Here is a 13,610-nt window from a genome sequence, read left to right as displayed (position 1 = left end):
GAACGAGAAGAAGGAACCGCCCGCCATGACGACGGCCGACCACAAGCCGCAGATCCTCGCCTTCCTCGCCCAGTTCTTCGGCGAGCACCGGCTCACCGACGACGAGGACATCTTCGCCACCGGATTCGTCAACTCGCTCTTCATCATGCAGCTGGTGCTGTTCGTCGAGGGCGAGTTCGACATCACCGTCGACGACGACGACCTGGAGATGGCCAACTTCAACACCGTGCGCGCCCTCGACGCGCTCGTCACCCGCAAGCGCGCCGCCGTGGGCGCCGCCGCGCAGCACTCCTGACCCTCCCGTGACCTTCCCGACCGCAGAGACGAGGCAAGAGAGGGACCGATGGCCATCAGAGTGCAACTGACCCCGCGCCAGGCCGCGGCGCGGGAGGAGTACGAGGCCTTCAGCCAGGAGGCCGTCGCCCCGCACGCGGACGCCTGGGACCGCGCCGAACGGCTCCCCGAGGAGTTCCTCAAGGAGTTCGCCGCCCGCGGCCTGCTGGGCGCCGCCGTCCCCGCCGGGTACGGCGGCACCGAACTCGACCCGATCACCTTCGGCCTGCTCAACGAGGAACTCGGCCGCGGCTGCTCGTCCGTGCGCAGCCTGGTCACCGTGCACGGCATGGCCTCGTACGCGGTCGCCCGGTGGGGCGGCGAGCAGCAGCGCGAGCACTGGCTGCCGAAGTTCGCCACCGGCGAGGCGATCGGCGCCTTCGCGCTCACCGAGCCCGGCGCCGGCAGCGACGTCAAGGCCCTGCGCACCGCCGCCCGGCGGACCGACGACGGCTTCCGGCTCACCGGCGAGAAGCGCTGGATCACCTTCGGCCAACGCGCCGACGTGTACCTGCTGTTCGCCCGCCTGGACGGCCGGGAGGCCGCCTTCCTGGTGCCCCGGGACGCCCCCGGGCTGACCGTCCGGCCGGTCACCGGCATCCTCGGCACCAAGGCCTCGATGCTCGCCGAACTCAGCCTCGTGGACTGCCTGGTGGCCCCCGAGGCGCTGCTCGGCCGGCCCGGCTTCGGACTGGCCGCCGTCGCCGCGAGCGCCCTCGAACTCGGCCGCTACAGCGTCGCCTGGGGCTGCGTCGGCCTCGCCCAGGCCTGCCTGGACGCCTCCCTCGACTACGCCGACCGGCGGGAGACCTTCGGCGTCCGGCTCCGCGACCACCAGCTGGTCCAGCGGATGATCGCCGACATGGCCACCGGCACCGCCGCCGCCCGGCTGCTCTGCCAGCAGGCCGGCTGGCTGCGGCAGGACCGCTCCACCGAGAGCCTGCACGCCACCTGGCTCGCCAAGTACCACGCCTCCCGCACCGCGTTCCGCTCCGCCTCGGACGCCGTCCAGGTGCACGGCGCGCAGGGCTGCGGCGACGCCTACCCCGTGCAGCGCTACCTGCGGGACGCCAAGGTCATGGAGATCATCGAGGGCAGCACCGAACTCCAGCAGGCCACCATCGCCGAATCCGCCTACCACTCCCGCCCCCGCACCATCCCCACCGAAAGGGTGACGGCATGACCGCCCAGGGCACCGCCGGCCAGCAGGACGGCACCACCGCGGACAAGCCCGCCAAGACCGTCAAATGCGTCGTCTGGGACCTCGACCACACCGTGTGGGACGGCATCCTGCTGGAGGACGGCGAGGCGCCGCTGCGCCCCGGTCTGCGCGAGGTCATCGTCGAACTCGACCGCCGCGGCATCCTGCACTCGATCGCCAGCCGCAACGACCACGACGCCGCCACCGCGGCGCTGCGCCGGCACGGGCTGCTCGACTACTTCCTCTACCCGCAGATCAACTGGAACGCGAAGTCCTCGTCGATCCGCACGATCGCCACCTCGCTCAACCTCGGCCTGGACGCCTTCGCCTTCGTCGACGACGACGTGTTCGAACGCGGCGAGGTCTCCTTCGAGATCCCCGAACTGCTGGTCGTCGACGCGGCGGAGGCCGCCGGCCTCGCCGACCGGCCGGAGTTCTCGCCCCGGTTCATCACCGACGACTCCGCCCGGCGCCGCGAGATGTACCTCGCCGACCAGGAGCGCACCCGGGTCGAGAAGGAGTTCACCGGCCCGCAGGAGGCCTTCCTCGCCACCCTCGGCATGACCCTCACCATCCTCCCCGCCCAGGAGGAGGACCTGCGCCGGGCCGAGGAACTGACCGTCCGCACCCACCAGCTCAACACCACCGGGTACACCTACTCCTACGACGAGCTCGACGCCTTCCGCCGCTCCGACAGCCACGAACTGCTGGTCGCCCGGCTGGAGGACCGGCACGGCCCGTACGGGACCATCGGCCTGGTGCTGCTCGCCAAGGACCCGGACGCCTGGACCGTCAAGCTGCTGCTGATGTCCTGCCGGGTGATGTCCCGCGGCGTCGGCGGCGTGATCATCAACCACCTGCGCCGCCGCGCCCGGGACGCCGGCGCCCGCCTGCTCGCCGAGTACCTGCCCAACGGGCGCAACCGGATGATGCTGATCACCTACAAGTTCACCGGCTTCCGCCAACTCACCGGCGCCGACGGCCTGACGCTGTTCGAGGCTGACCTCACCGACGTCCCCGGCGACCCGCAGTACCTGACCGTCCACACCCCGACCGGAGAGGACCGGAAGTGGTGACGGCGGCCGGCAGCCCGTGGGTGGTCAGGACCGAGCCCAACCCCGGCGCCCGGCTCCGGCTGATCTGCTTCGCCTACGCCGGCGGCGGCAGCTCGGCCTTCGCCGACTGGCCGCGCGCCCTGCCCGACGACGTAGAGGTGTGCGCGGTACGGCTGCCGGGCCGCGAGTCGCGGATCTTCCAGCCGGCCTACACCGACGTCGAGGACCTGCTGCCCGATCTCACCGAGGCCCTGGCCGACCACTGCCGGCCCCCCTACGCCCTGTTCGGACACAGCATGGGCGCGCTGATCGCGTTCTCCTTCGCCCGCCGGCTCCGCGCCCTCGGCGCCCCCGCCCCCGACCACCTGGTGGTCTCCGGACGCCGGGCCCCGCAGCTCGCCCACAACCGGCCGTTGATCCACCACCTGCCGCAGGACCAGTTCCTGGAGCGGATCCGGGAGCTGGGCGGCACCCCGGAGTCCCTGCTGGCGGACGCCCGGGTGATGCGGCTGGTGCTGCCCGGGCTGCGGGCCGACTTCCAGCTCAACGACTGCTACACCCACCGCCCGCAGGAACCCCTGCCCGTCCCGATCACCGCCTTCGGCGGCCGCGCCGACCCGCACGTCGACCCCGAGGGCCTCGCCGCCTGGGCCCGGCAGAGCACCGGCCCCTTCACGATGCGGATGTTCGACGGCGGGCACTTCTTCCTGCACAGCGCCCAGCAGGAGGTCCTGCGCGAACTGTCCCGGCTGCTCCGCCGGCCGACCGACCGGATCGCCGGAGCCGTCGCCCTTTGAACCCAGCCGACCAGTGGCCGGACGGCCCCGCCGCACCGACCCTCGCCGACCGCGAGGTGCACGTCTGGCGGGCCCGCCTCGACCCGCCCGAGCAGGCCGCGCGCCGGTACGCCGACCTCCTCGACCCCGAGGAGCGCAGGCGGGCCGGCCGCTGCCAACTGCCGGTCCAGCGCGCCCGCTTCGTCGCCGCGCACGGCGCGCTGCGCACCGTCCTCGCGCGCTACACCGGCCGGGCCCCCGCCGACCTCCGGCTGCACCGCACCGCCCGCGGACGCCCCCGCCTGACGCCGGCACCGCACCCCACGGTGCTCGACTTCAACCTCAGCCACTCGGGCGAGCTGGCCCTGATCGCCGTCACCCGCACGGGCACCGTCGGCGTCGACCTGGAGGAGGTCCGCGCCGACCTCGACCACCGCGCGATGGCCGCCCGCTTCCTCGGCCCCGCCGAGGCCCGGCTGATCGCCGGCCTGCCCCCGGCCGCCGGACGGCACGCCTTCTTCGCCCGGTGGACCTGGCGGGAGGCGTACGCCAAGGCCGCCGACGTGCCCGTCCCGCGCCGGCTCGGCACCGGCGCCCCGGGCCCGCTGCCGATCACCGTGGATCTGTGGAAACTGAGCAACCTCCCGCTGGACAAGGGATATTGTGCGACCGTCGCGGCCTCCGAGTCCTGCGCGCCACCGCTCCGCTGGACGCTGACCTGACGCAGGACCGGTCCCGCAGGAACGTCGCCCACCCGCTGCTCCGCCTGACAAGGACGCGGACGAAAGGAGCCGGATCGCATGCCCGAACTGTCCAGCCTGTGGTGGTTCTTCACGGCCTCACTGGTGCTGCTGCTCATCCCCGGCCCGTCCGTGCTCTACGTGACCGGCCGGACCCTCGACCAGGGGCGCCGCGCCGGACTGCTGTCCACCCTCGGCCTGGCCTGCGGCGATCTCGTCCAGGTACTCGCGGCCGTGGTCGGCCTGTCCGCCCTGGTCGCCTCCTCCGAGACCGCCTTCAACGTGGTCAAGTACGCGGGCGCCGCCTACCTCGTCTGGCTCGGCGTCAAACGGCTGCGCACGCCGGACCCGGACCCGTCCGCCGAACAGACCGACGAGGCGCCCGCCCGCTCGCCCCGGATCTTCACCGACGGCCTCGTCGTCAACGCCCTCAACCCGAAGAGCACCCTGTTCTTCCTCGCCTTCCTGCCCTCCTTCATCCACAGCGGCAGGGGAGCGGTCTGGTCCCAGACCCTGGTCTTCGGACTGGTCTTCGTGGTGGTCGGCATGGCCACCAACGCCGGCTGGGCGCTGCTGAGTTCACTCATGCGCCAGCGCGCCCGGAAGAGCCGCGGCTTCCTCCGAGCCGAGCGGTACATCGTGGCCGGAGTCTTCCTCGTCCTCGCCGCCGCCACCCTGGCGACCGGCCTCACCAGCGGCTGAGCCGCCCACGGGAGCCCACCGACATGACCGACACACCCACCGGCGCCCCGCCGATGACCGCCCACCACCTGCTGGCGGGCAACGAGAACCCCTACCCGCCGCTGCCCGGCGTGCTGGAACGGGCCACCGCCGCCCTGCACACCCTCAACCGCTACCCCGACCCGGCCGCCACCCGCCTGGTGGCCGCCCTCGCCGACCACCTGCACGTCCCGCCGGCCCACGTGGTGGTCGGCCCCGGCTCGGTCGGCGTGCTGTTCCAGCTGGTCCGCGCGGCCGCCGGCCCGGGCGACGAAGTCCTGTTCGCCTGGCGCTCGTTCGAGGCCTATCCGGAGGCGGCCGACCTCGCCGGAGCGACCCCCGTCGCCGTCCCGCTGGCCGACGGCGAGGTCCACGACCTCACCGCGATGGCCGCCGCCCTCACCCCCCGCACCAAGATCGTCCTGGTCTGCAACCCCAACAACCCGACCGGCACCGCCGTCCCGCCCGCCGAACTGGTGAAGTTCCTGGACGCCGTACCCGCGACCACCCTGGTCGTCCTGGACGAGGCCTACCGCGAGTTCGCCCCCGACGACACCCCGGACGGCATCGACCTCTACCGCACCCGCCCCAACCTGGTAGTCCTGCGCACCTTCTCCAAGGCCTACGGCCTGGCCGGCCTCCGGGTCGGCTACGCCGTGGCCCACGACACCGTCGCCGCCGCGGCCCGCGCCGTCGCCCTACCGTTCGGCGTCAGCCGGATCGCCCAGGACGCGGCGGTGGAATCCCTCGCGGCCGGCCCCGAACTGCACGACCGGGTCCGCGCCCTGGTCGCCGAACGCACCCGGGTCCAGACCCTGCTGCGGGCGCAGGGCTGGCCCCTGGTGGAGTCCCACGCCAACTTCGTCTGGCTCCGGCTCGGTGAGCACACGTCGGCCTTCGCCGCGGCCTGCGCCGACGCCGGGATCACCGTCAAGGTCTTCCCCGGCGAAGGCGTCCGGCTCAGCATCGGCGAACCCCTCGCCAACGACGCCGCCCTCGCCGTCGCGGCCGCCTGGCGCACCCGCACCGCCTAGCCCGCGGCCGGGCCCCTCCGGACGCCCGCCCCGAAGGGGCCCGAGGACCACGGCGGGCGCCGACCGCGAGGAGTGCTCACCGCTGCCGGGACGGCCCCGGCAGCCTGACCGTCCCGCCAGCTGGGCGCCGGATCACCTGGTCGCGTGCCCTGGTCCGGACGGTACGACGACGACGGGGAGGTGGGCGTGGTGGACGACTTCGGTGCTGGTCGAGCCGAGCGCGAGTCGGCCCCAGAGGCCGGCTCCTCGGGTACCCACCACCAGCATGGTGGCGTCCTCGCTCGCCTCCAGCAGGACCTTGGCGGGCCGGCCGCGCTCGCAGCGCACCTCGACCTCCACGTACGGCTCGCCGACCTGCCGTCGCAGCTCCTCGATCGAGTCCGTCACCTCGCGGGCGACGGCATCGTGCAGGTGCGGCGACGGCTCGCCGACCGCGTCGCGCCAGCCCGTCATGGCCCGGGCCGACGGCTCGGTGCGTCCGCCGCCGTAGGCGCAGACGGCCCGCACGCCGACCCCGCGCAGCTGCGCCTCGCGAAGAGCGAAGAGCACAGCTCGCCGGGCGGGCTCCGAGTCGTCCGTACCGACCACGATCGGACCGGCGGGACCTGACGCGGGAGTGGTGTTCACGGGGACCTCCAGGACGTATGGCCTGACTGTGGGCCTGACCGGCTCGGCGGGTCCGGGAGGGACGCCGTGCGGGTCAGTCCGCTGACCTTCATGATCCTCCGGCAATCGCGCGGCGGCACGTCCCTGCTCGGCCCCACCGGCCCGTTCCGCGGGTCGACTACTGCGGCAGCAGCACCGCGACCCCGGTCACCCGGTCCGCGGCGAGGTCCGCGAGCGCGGTGTCCGCCTGCCGCAGCGGGTAGCGGTTGACACGCACCATCGGGCGGGTCCGGTCAGCCTCCGCCAGGAAGGCGCGGCCGTCGGCCCGGGTGTTGGCGGTGACGCTGCGCAGCGTGCGTTCCTGGAAGAGGTGGCGCTGGTAGTCGAGTGCGGGGATGTCGCTGAGGTGGATGCCGGCGATCGCGAGGGTGCCGCCGCGGTCGAGCGCGGCCAGGGCGACCGGAACCAGTTCGCCGGCCGGGGCGAAGAGGATGGCGGCGTCGAGCGGTTCCGGTGCGGGGTCGTACGAGTCGCCGGCGAACCGGGCGCCGAGTTCCAGCGCCAGTCGCCGGGCCGCCGCACCCCGGGTGAACACCGCCACCCGGGCGCCCCGGGCGAGGGCGATCTGGGCGGTGAGGTGGGCGGACGCGCCGAAGCCGTAGATGCCCAGCAGGCCGCCGGGCGGCAGGTCGGCCCGTTCCAGGGCACGGTAGCCGATGATCCCGGCGCACAGCAGCGGGGCGAGTTCCTCGGCGGGCGGGCCCTCGGGCAACCGGTAGGCGAAGCGGGCGTCGGCGGTCAGGTGGCCGGCGTAGCCGCCGTGCCGGTCCCAGCCGGTGTAGCGCGAGTCCGGGCAGAGGTTCTCCCGCCCGGTGCGGCAGTACGCACAGCTGCCGCAGGTCCGGGCCAGCCAGGCCACCCCGGCCCGGTCCCCGGCCGCGAACCCCTCGACCCCGGAGCCCACCGCCCGTACCCGTCCGACCGCCTCGTGCCCGGGCGTGCACCTGGGCACCCTGGGGGAGAGGTCCCCCTCCGCCAGGTGCAGGTCGGTGCGGCACACTCCGCAGGCCTCCACCTCCACCAGGATCTCCCCGGGCCCGGGCTCGGGGACCGGTCGCCGCTCCCACTCCAGCGGCCCCGGGCCCGCGCCGCCCACCGGACCAGGCTGCGCCACCACCCACGCCCCGGTCTCACCGGGCACCAGTCGCGTCGTGTCCATCGCCGACTCCCGCCGTCAGCCGCAGGCAAGGCTGCTCCTCCCAGCCTGCGCCCGGGGCGGGCGCGGTGCGAGGCCGAGCGCCGGGCCCAGGCGGTCGGCCGGCACGCTCAGAAGCCACCGCACGCTGATACCCCGGGCTGAGGTGCACCCGTGCGGGTGATCCTGCGGCCGCTCCGGTGAGGCTACGCCGGGGCTGCTCCGCCGGGGGTGGTTGGCTGTCCGGCGGGCTGCGGCCGACCCGGTTCTCCCGTTCGACAGCGGACCGGTGAGCCGCGCTCCGTGGTTTCCTGAGCGGCTGGAGGAGGTCGGTGGTGACGGCTCGGAACCGGCCTTGGTCGCGGTGGGCCGACCCGGCGCTGCGGCGCCTGGGCGAAACCCTCGGACGGATCCGTGGCGCGGTCGGCGTCCGACTGTCCGCGGTCGGGCACCGGCTCGCGCGGGTGCCCGCGCCGCCCGGACCGTTCCGGCCCGGGTTCTGGCGCAGCCCGATCCGCGGACCGTGGCTGACCTCGGTGTTCGGACTGGTCCTGCTCGTCGGGATCCCGGTCCTGTTCGTGACCGGGGCCCTGTCGTACGCCGCCTACAACCCAGGCCTCGGTCCGCTCAACGACCAGACGCCGGACAAGGGCGTGCTGGGCTTCTACCTCTTCGACTGGCCCACCCGCCCGGCCTGGCTCTACCGGCTCACCCAGGGCGTTCACGTCACGCTCGGCGTCGTCCTGGTGCCGGTCGTGCTGGCGAAACTGTGGTCGGTCATCCCGAAACTCTTCGAATGGCCGCCCGCGCGGAGCGCCGCCCACGCGTTGGAGCGGCTGTCGCTGCTGATGCTGGTCGGCGGGGCCGTCTTCGAGTTCGCCACCGGGATCCTCAACATCCAGCTCCACTACGTCTTCCCGGGTTCCTTCTACACCCTGCACTTCTACGGGGCCTGGGTGTTCATCGCCGCGTTCGCCGTCCACGTGTCCCTCCGGCTGGGGCGGATGGTCCGCGCCCTGAGGTCGCGCCCGCTGCTCGCGGAGCTGCGCACCGGCGTCGCCGACACTCGGCCCGAACCACCCGACGCGGACGGCCTGGTGACGGTCGCGCCCACCTCGCCGACGATCGCCCGGCGCGGTGCGCTCGCGTTGGTGGGAGCGGGATCCCTGGCGCTGCTGGTGGTGACGGTGGGGCAGAGCATCGGCGGCCGGCTTCGGGGCACCGCACTGCTGGCACCGCACAACCGCGCCCCGGAGGCCGGACCGAACGGCTTCCAGATCAACAAGACGGCGGCCGCCGTCGGCGTCTCGCCGGCGATGGTGGGGCCGGACTGGCGGCTGGAGGTGCACGGCGCCGGGCCCGTACGGGTGTTCACCCGGGAGCAACTGCTCGCCATGCCGCAGCGGGCGGCCTGGCTGCCGATCGCCTGTGTGGAGGGCTGGTCCACCGAGAACCAGCACTGGAGCGGACTGCGGCTCGCCGACCTTGCCGCCATGGCCGGTCTGCCCGACGCGGCGAGCGTGCTCGTGGAGTCGGTCCAACCGCCCGGCCCCTACGCCTCCGTGGTGCTGCGCGGCAACCAGATCAGCGACCCCAGCTCGCTGCTCGCCCTGCGCGTCAACGGAGCCGACCTCTCGCTCGACCACGGCTACCCCGCCCGGATCATCGTCCCGGCCAACCCGGGCGTGAACAACACCAAGTGGGTCCACCGACTCACCTTCAGGACGTGATGATGGACCGTCGTGCGCCCTTCGCCCGCTGGTACGGCGCCGGGCCCCTGCACCTGCTGGCGCTCCTCGCCTCGTTCGCCCTTGCCGGCTTCGCGGTCCAGCGCCTGGTGGCCGTACGGCCCCTCGCGGTGGTGCTCTGGTTCGTCGGTGCGGCCGTCGCACACGACCTGGTCCTGCTTCCGCTCTACTCGCTCGCCGACCTCTCGGTCCGGTCCGTGCTGCGCCACCGCCCCGTGCCGACACCGACCGTGGCCTGGATCAACCACCTGCGCGTACCGGCGTTCCTGTCCGGTCTGTTGTTGCTCGTCTGGTTCCCCCTGATCCTCGGCCTGTCCGAGCCCTACGAGGGGGCCACCGGGTTGTCGGAAGGGGTCTACCTCGGCCGCTGGCTCGCCATCACCGGGGTCCTGTTCGGCGCGTCCGCCGTCGCCCTCGCGTTCAAGCTCCGCCGAGCCCGTCGAGGCCGTGCTCGTTGAAACCGTGACGTCGGAACCGTGCCCGTTCCGGCAGCAGGGCGTTCGCGAATCGTAAGACCGTGCCTCGCGGAGTCCGTCCCCCTCGGCTCCTACAGTGGTCGGGATCGAACTCCCGATGAGAGGCGGTACAGGTGACGGTACGTCAGGAAGAGCCCCGGGCCGAGCTGGGCGTGATCGGCGGCTCGGGGCTGTACGCGCTGCTGGACGAGGTGACCGAGGTGCGGGTCGACACTCCGTACGGGCCGCCCAGCGACGCGCTGTTCCTCGGGGAGGTGGCCGGCCGCCGGGTCGCCTTCCTGCCCCGGCACGGGCGCGGGCACGGGCTGCCGCCGCACCGGATCAACTACCGGGCCAACCTGTGGGCACTGCACTCCCTCGGCGTGCGGCAGGTGCTGGGCCCGTGCGCGGTGGGCGGGCTGCGGGAGGAGTACGGGCCCGGCACGCTGCTGGTGCCCGACCAGTTCGTGGACCGCACCTCGGGCCGGGTGCAGACCTACTACGACGGGCAGCCGCTGCCGGACGGCTCGGTGCCCGAGGTGGTGCACGTGTCGATGGCCGACCCGTACTGCCCGGCCGGTCGCCGGGCCGTCGTGGAGGCGGCGCTCGGGGCGGCGTGGGAGCCGGTGGACGGCGGGACGCTGGTGGTGATCGAGGGCCCGCGCTTCTCCACCCGGGCCGAGTCCCGCTGGTTTGCGGCCAACGGCTGGTCGGTGGTCGGCATGACCGGGCACCCGGAGGCCGTGCTGGCGCGTGAACTCGGGCTCTGCTACGCCTCGTTGGCGCTGGTGACGGACCACGACGCCGGGGTGGAGAGCGGGGACGGGGTGACCCACGCGGAGGTGCTGGAGGCCTTCGCGGGCAACGTCGACCGGCTGCGCACGGTGCTGTTCAAGGCGCTGGAGGCCCTGCCCGTAGACCGGGAATGCCCCTGCCCGCACGCGCTGGACGGCCTCGCCACCGGACTGCCCGGCGTCCCGGGCGCCTGACCGGCCCCGTGCTCACCCGGACCCTGCCCTGCGCCGTCGCCCTCACCGCACTGGTGGCGGCCCTCGCCCTGACCGTGACCGGCGGCGGGACGCTCGCCGACCGGTCGTCGCTCCCCGACTGGTACGCCCTCGACGCCGCCCTCTTCGCGCTCGCGCTGCTCCTGCTGCGCCGGGTGGGCGAGCGCCAGGTGGTGCCGGTCGTACTGGTCGGAAGCATCCTGGTCGCCGCGGCCGGGCTGCTGGCGCCCCCGCGCACCAGCGACGACGCCTACCGCTACGTGTGGGACGGGCGGGTGCAGGCCGCCGGCGTCTCCCCGTACGCGCACGCCCCGGACGACCCGGCGCTGCTCCGGCTGCGCGATCCCGGCCTGTTCCCGGTCGGGGACGGCTGCTCGGCCTGGGACGAGCGGCTGACGGTGGCCGGGGACTGCATCCGGATCAACCGGCCCGCCGTGCGCACGATCTACCCGCCGGTCGCGGAGGCGTGGTTCCTGGTCGTTCACCCCTTCGGCGGCGGGGTGCGCGGTGTGCAGGTCGGCGGTGCCCTGCTGGCCGTCGCCACCACTGGCGTGCTGCTCGCCGTGGGAGGGCGGCGGCGTCGGAGGGCGGCACTGTGGGGCTGGTGCCCGGGCGTGACGGTCTGGGCGGTCAACGACGCGCACGTCGACACCCTCGGCGCGCTCCTCATGGTGGCCGGGCTGGGCTGCGCGGTCCGTGGCCGGGCCGGCGCCGGCGGGGCCCTGCTCGGAGCCGCGGTCGCGACCAAGCTGCTGCCGGCGCTCGCCATGCCCGGCGCGGTGTCCGGGCTGCTGGCCCGGCGGCCGGCGAAGCGCGACCTGGGGCCCGTCCGGGCCCTGGCCCTCCTCGCGGCGGCCCTGGGCGCCTTCGTGGCGGCCTACCTCCCGTATGTGGCGGTCTCCGGCGTGGGCGTCCTGGGGTACCTGCCGGGCTACCTGCGGGAGGAGGGGTACGAACAGGGGCACCTCGAACGGTTCGGCCTGCTGCGGACGGTGCTGTCCGACCGGTGGGCTCCGTGGGCGGCCGCCCTGGTGCTGGCGGCGGTCGTGCTGTGGGTGCTGCGGCGTGGTGACCCGGGCCGGCCCTGGCGGGGCGCGCTGCTGGTGACCGGGACGGCCCTGCTGCTCGTCGCACCGAGCTACCCCTGGTACGGGCTGCTGGTGGTGGCCCTGGTCGCGCTGGACGGCCGGTGGGAGTGGCTGGCGGTGCCCGCGGCCGGGCAGATGCTCTACCTGGTGGGCGGGGAGGACACCCAGCGTGCCGCGTACGGGGCCGCCCTGGCCTGTGTGCTCCTGGTGCCGGCGGTGCGCGCGCTCGTGAGCGTCGCACCGGTCCGGTCGGCACGCGGCGCGGCACCGGAGATGACGAAACCCTGACGGGATGCCCCGGGCACTGGCCGCGGCCCGGCCCGACCTGCTCGAATCGGGGCGTGACCAGAAAAATGGAAGACCCCAAGGGCAGTCCGGTGGGCCGGCGAGTCGTGCTGGGGCTGCTCGGGCTGGGCGCGGCGGGCGTCGCGGCCGGACCGTTCCTGCAGCGCGCCGAGTCGGCGTTGGCGGAGCGGGACCCGAGCGGCCTGTCCGGGCTGCTGCCCGGCAACAACGGCTTCCGGTACTACTCGGTGGTGACCTCCGTACCCGAGCGGGACGCGGCGAGCTACACCCTCACCGTGGACGGCCTGGTGGAGCGCCCCGCCACCCACCGGCTGGCCGACCTCCAGGCCATGCCGCAGCGGCGGCTGGTCAAGGACGTCCAGTGCGTCACCGGCTGGCGGGTGCCGGACACCCCGTTCGAGGGGGTGCCACTGGCCCACCTGCTCGACGCCGCCGGGGTACGGCCGGGCGCGAAGGCCGTGCGCTTCAGCTGCTTCGACGGCGCGTACACCGAGAGCCTCACCCTGGACCAGGCCCGGCGGGACGACGTGCTGGTCGCGCTGCGCCTCCAGGACAAGCCGATCACCCACGACCACGGTGGGCCGGTGCGGCTGTACGTCGCGCCGATGTACTTCTACAAATCCGCGAAGTGGCTCTCGGGCATCACCGTCACCGACGCGGTGCAGCCCGGGTACTGGGAGGGCAACGGTTATGACGTCGACGCCTGGGTCGGCCGGTCGAACGGGCGGGACGATGCGGCGACGAGCTGAACTGGTCCTGCGCTTCACCCGCGCCGAGCGCTGGGTGCACCGCACCACCGCCGCGCTGATGGGCGTCTGCCTGGCCACGGCCGGCTGCCTCTACCTCGCGCCGCTCGCCGAACTGGTCGGCAACCGCCCGCTGGTGGTCACCCTGCACGTCTGGTGCGGCCTGGCCCTGCCGGTGCCGCTGCTGCTCGGCCTCGTCTCCCGGGCGGTGCGGGCGGACGCCGCCCGGCTCAGCCGGTTCACCCCGGCGGACTGGCAGTGGCTGCGGGCCGTCCGCACCCGGGCCGCGCACCGGCCGGCCGGCAAGTTCAACGCCGGGCAGAAGCTGTACGCGCAGTGGACGCTCGGCTCGATGCTGGTGATCCTCGGCACCGGCCTGCTGATGTGGCTCACCCACCTCGCCCCGCCGTCCTGGCGCACCGGCGCGACCTTCGTGCACGACTGGCTGGCCGCCGCCATCGCCGTCGTGGTCGCCGGGCACGTCCGGATGGCCTGGCGGGACCGGGAGTCACGGCGGGGCATGCGGACCGGGCTGGTCGAGCGGAGCTGGGCCGAACGCGAGCACCCGCACTGGCAGGCCCCGGACGTCGAATAGGCGAT

15 protein-coding genes are annotated in these 13,610 nt (G+C 74.1%); 13 read left to right on the top strand and 2 right to left on the bottom strand.

Going from position 1 to position 13,610, the window contains the following annotated elements:
* The first annotated feature begins 25 nt into the window (after positions 1-25).
* From ACIG5E_RS11085 to ACIG5E_RS11055, 7 genes are all read left to right on the top strand, one after another.
* Complete coding sequence (locus tag ACIG5E_RS11085) at positions 26-295, top strand: acyl carrier protein (protein ID WP_396533020.1); 270 nt, start codon at positions 26-28, stop codon at positions 293-295.
* A gap of 48 nt (positions 296-343) precedes the next feature.
* Positions 344-1,516, top strand: coding sequence for an acyl-CoA dehydrogenase family protein (locus tag ACIG5E_RS11080; RefSeq protein WP_396533019.1), 1,173 nt, complete (start codon positions 344-346; stop codon positions 1,514-1,516).
* Positions 1,513-2,610 (top strand): HAD-IIIC family phosphatase, encoded by a 1,098-nt coding sequence (locus ACIG5E_RS11075; RefSeq protein WP_396533018.1) that lies wholly within the window; start codon positions 1,513-1,515, stop codon positions 2,608-2,610. The genes ACIG5E_RS11080 and ACIG5E_RS11075 overlap by 4 nt, the downstream gene beginning before the upstream one ends.
* Positions 2,604-3,386: a thioesterase II family protein gene (locus ACIG5E_RS11070; protein WP_396533016.1), complete on the top strand. Its 783-nt coding sequence runs from the start codon at positions 2,604-2,606 to the stop codon at positions 3,384-3,386. Before ACIG5E_RS11075 ends, ACIG5E_RS11070 begins: the two co-directional genes overlap by 7 nt.
* Positions 3,383-4,087 carry a 4'-phosphopantetheinyl transferase family protein gene (locus tag ACIG5E_RS11065; RefSeq protein ID WP_396533015.1) on the top strand — a complete coding sequence of 235 codons (705 nt, stop codon included), beginning with the start codon at positions 3,383-3,385 and terminating at the stop codon, positions 4,085-4,087. The genes ACIG5E_RS11070 and ACIG5E_RS11065 overlap by 4 nt, the downstream gene beginning before the upstream one ends.
* 78 nt (positions 4,088-4,165) lie before the next feature.
* On the top strand, positions 4,166-4,807 hold the full coding sequence (locus ACIG5E_RS11060) for a LysE family translocator (RefSeq protein WP_396533014.1): 642 nt from the start codon (positions 4,166-4,168) through the stop codon (positions 4,805-4,807).
* Positions 4,808-4,830: 23 nt separating this feature from the next.
* A complete protein-coding gene (locus tag ACIG5E_RS11055; protein WP_396533013.1) occupies positions 4,831-5,859 on the top strand; it encodes a histidinol-phosphate transaminase in 1,029 nt (342 codons plus the stop codon).
* A gap of 132 nt (positions 5,860-5,991) precedes the next feature.
* On the opposite strand, the gene ACIG5E_RS11050 is transcribed toward ACIG5E_RS11055, so the two are convergent.
* Both ACIG5E_RS11050 and ACIG5E_RS11045 read right to left on the bottom strand, forming a co-directional pair.
* Positions 5,992-6,486, bottom strand: coding sequence for a universal stress protein (locus ACIG5E_RS11050; protein ID WP_396533011.1), 495 nt, complete (start codon positions 6,484-6,486; stop codon positions 5,992-5,994).
* Positions 6,487-6,643: 157 nt separating this feature from the next.
* A complete protein-coding gene (locus ACIG5E_RS11045) occupies positions 6,644-7,684 on the bottom strand; it encodes a zinc-dependent alcohol dehydrogenase family protein (protein WP_396533010.1) in 1,041 nt (346 codons plus the stop codon).
* 410 nt (positions 7,685-8,094) lie between these two features.
* Here ACIG5E_RS11045 and ACIG5E_RS11040 point away from each other — a divergent pair, with 410 nt between their 5' ends.
* The 6 genes from ACIG5E_RS11040 to ACIG5E_RS11015 all read left to right on the top strand — a co-directional run bounded on the left by ACIG5E_RS11040 (position 8,095) and on the right by ACIG5E_RS11015 (position 13,605).
* A complete protein-coding gene (locus ACIG5E_RS11040; RefSeq protein WP_396533054.1) occupies positions 8,095-9,390 on the top strand; it encodes a molybdopterin-dependent oxidoreductase in 1,296 nt (431 codons plus the stop codon).
* 2 nt (positions 9,391-9,392) lie between these two features.
* Positions 9,393-9,866, top strand: coding sequence for a hypothetical protein (locus ACIG5E_RS11035; protein WP_396533009.1), 474 nt, complete (start codon positions 9,393-9,395; stop codon positions 9,864-9,866).
* A gap of 131 nt (positions 9,867-9,997) precedes the next feature.
* Positions 9,998-10,852: an S-methyl-5'-thioadenosine phosphorylase gene (locus ACIG5E_RS11030; protein WP_396533008.1), complete on the top strand. Its 855-nt coding sequence runs from the start codon at positions 9,998-10,000 to the stop codon at positions 10,850-10,852.
* A gap of 8 nt (positions 10,853-10,860) precedes the next feature.
* Positions 10,861-12,246 carry a hypothetical protein gene (locus ACIG5E_RS11025; protein WP_396533007.1) on the top strand — a complete coding sequence of 462 codons (1,386 nt, stop codon included), beginning with the start codon at positions 10,861-10,863 and terminating at the stop codon, positions 12,244-12,246.
* A 65-nt stretch (positions 12,247-12,311) separates the two neighbouring features.
* Positions 12,312-13,013 (top strand): molybdopterin-dependent oxidoreductase, encoded by a 702-nt coding sequence (locus tag ACIG5E_RS11020; protein WP_396533052.1) that lies wholly within the window; start codon positions 12,312-12,314, stop codon positions 13,011-13,013.
* On the top strand, positions 12,997-13,605 hold the full coding sequence (locus ACIG5E_RS11015) for a cytochrome b/b6 domain-containing protein (protein ID WP_396533006.1): 609 nt from the start codon (positions 12,997-12,999) through the stop codon (positions 13,603-13,605). The genes ACIG5E_RS11020 and ACIG5E_RS11015 overlap by 17 nt, the downstream gene beginning before the upstream one ends.
* The last annotated feature ends 5 nt before the right edge of the window (positions 13,606-13,610 follow it).

Source organism: Kitasatospora sp. NPDC053057 (assembly GCF_044546945.1).
GTDB lineage: Bacteria > Actinomycetota > Actinomycetes > Streptomycetales > Streptomycetaceae > Kitasatospora.
Note: the sequence above shows the minus strand (reverse complement) of the source record. Positions and strands in the feature narration are given on the sequence as shown.

Coding starts and splice junctions, on each gene's coding strand:
- ACIG5E_RS11085 (WP_396533020.1), top strand. CDS start 26: ATGACGACGGCCGACCACAAGCCGCAGATCCTCGCCTTCCTCGCCCAG.
- ACIG5E_RS11080 (WP_396533019.1), top strand. CDS start 344: ATGGCCATCAGAGTGCAACTGACCCCGCGCCAGGCCGCGGCGCGGGAG.
- ACIG5E_RS11075 (WP_396533018.1), top strand. CDS start 1,513: ATGACCGCCCAGGGCACCGCCGGCCAGCAGGACGGCACCACCGCGGAC.
- ACIG5E_RS11060 (WP_396533014.1), top strand. CDS start 4,166: ATGCCCGAACTGTCCAGCCTGTGGTGGTTCTTCACGGCCTCACTGGTG.
- ACIG5E_RS11055 (WP_396533013.1), top strand. CDS start 4,831: ATGACCGACACACCCACCGGCGCCCCGCCGATGACCGCCCACCACCTG.
- ACIG5E_RS11045 (WP_396533010.1), bottom strand. CDS start 7,684: ATGGACACGACGCGACTGGTGCCCGGTGAGACCGGGGCGTGGGTGGTG.
- ACIG5E_RS11035 (WP_396533009.1), top strand. CDS start 9,393: ATGGACCGTCGTGCGCCCTTCGCCCGCTGGTACGGCGCCGGGCCCCTG.
- ACIG5E_RS11020 (WP_396533052.1), top strand. CDS start 12,312: ATGGAAGACCCCAAGGGCAGTCCGGTGGGCCGGCGAGTCGTGCTGGGG.
- ACIG5E_RS11015 (WP_396533006.1), top strand. CDS start 12,997: ATGCGGCGACGAGCTGAACTGGTCCTGCGCTTCACCCGCGCCGAGCGC.